This window comes from Streptomyces sp. NPDC006265, from assembly GCF_040613555.1.
Lineage (GTDB): Bacteria > Actinomycetota > Actinomycetes > Streptomycetales > Streptomycetaceae > Streptomyces.
Window position 1 is genome coordinate 1 of record NZ_JBEXSH010001380.1, and the last position, 1495, is coordinate 1495.

General features: G+C 72.6%; 1 protein-coding gene. It reads right to left on the bottom strand.

Going from position 1 to position 1495, the window contains the following annotated elements; genetic code table 11:
- Window positions 1-174: 174 nt before the first annotated feature.
- Complete coding sequence (locus ABZ281_RS49075; RefSeq protein WP_356665311.1) at window positions 175-1248, bottom strand: hypothetical protein; 1074 nt, start codon at window positions 1246-1248, stop codon at window positions 175-177.
- Window positions 1249-1495: the final 247 nt, after the last annotated feature.

Genomic DNA, 1495 nt, shown 5'->3' on the forward strand with positions numbered 1-1495 from the left:
GCTCTCGACTCCGCTCGAGCAGGGGGTACCCCCACTCGCCGCACCGGCCGAAACCCCGAGTACGTCCAGTACGAGGGCTTCCGTCCGGCACGCCGAGAGCACGCACCAAACGCCGCTCCTCAACGGGCAAACGTTGCCTGCCGCGGCACTAGCCCCCGGGTCCCCTCAGACCCCTCAGACCTTCGGCTGCGCGCTCGTCGCCAGCGTGCCGCACAGCGCCGTGGCGCTGCCCGTGGCGTACGGGTCGGTACCGGCGGGGCCGCCCTCCTTGGCCGTCTGGCCGGCCAGGAGGGGCCGGAGATGGTTCGTGGAGTCCTCGGCGCAGGAGAGCGGGCCGGCCTGGACGTAGGAGACGACGAGCTGGGCCTGATGCAGGCGCAGGTCGTCGCGGTCGAAGCGGAAGTGCAACTCGCGCCGGAGGGTGAACAGGGACACCTCCTGGCCGCCGGAGCCGGACTTGGTCGCCCGCAGCGCGTACACGAACGTGTGGTCGGCGGTCACCTCGAGCGTGGACGAGTCGGCCTCGGCGGCCTGCAGGGTGCCCTGGACCCGGACCTTGTGGTCGGCGAGCACGGCGCGCGAGGGGTCGAAGCGGACCAGCCAGCCGGTGGGCGCGTGGCGTCCGTCGGCGGTGGGGCGGGTGAAGCTCTGGTCGAACTGGTCCAGTTGCTCGGGGTCGAGCAGCACGCGGACGCCTCTGACCTCGCCGCCCGTGAGCACCTCCGGGTCGAGGGCCGACCGCACGATGTAGTCCTTGGCGGTGCTCAGGGCGCTCACGACCTGGCTGTCCGAGAAGTGCGCGGTGCGCCGCGAGGCGGGCAGCGGTACGCCCTCCGCGCCGGTCCGGAACTGTGCGGCGGGGCTGTGCTCGTACAGGTACGCCAGGTCGGCCCTGCCGGGCACCTTGCCCTCGGGGGCGAGCGGGATGACGGTCATCCGCAGGGGTTCGATGGGCTCGCGGGCGGCGGGGGTCTGGTAGGGGTGCCGTACGCCCATGTAGATCGCGGTGCCGAAGGCGATGGCGATCAGCAGGACCAGGAGCAGGGCCTGCCGGGACAGGCCCCGGCGCAGGGGCGGCCGGCGTCGCACGGCGGGCGCGTGGTCGGCGATGCGCTCCTGCGCGGAGAACTCCTGGAGGCGGGCAGCACGGACGAACGACTCGTCGAAGACGACGGATCGGTACTCGTCCTCCCCACCTCCTGGGGCGCCCTCGGGACTCCCCTCAGGTGGGTTTCCAGGCCCGCCCATATCTTCAGGGTAGGTCGCCGGAAGCTCGGGTAAACGCCCGGCTGCTCCACAAGTTTTGACAGGTTCTCACCAGGACGGGCGGGTTCCGGTCAGGGGCTGCGGGGGATCACCGAGACGGCCGGCTGGGAGTAGTCGGCGGACACCGAGGGGGCGGCTCCGCCGCCCTGTTCCAGGCCGGTCGAGGCGGGGGGCGGCGTGGGCTCGTCCCGGTTGGAGGAGGCGCCCCGGTAGACCGCCGTGAAGGCCA

What these genes read in the sequence shown, in the direction of transcription:
- ABZ281_RS49075 (WP_356665311.1), bottom strand. Translation starts at nt 1,248, where the DNA reads ATGGGCGGGCCTGGAAACCCACCTGAGGGGAGTCCCGAGGGCGCCCCA.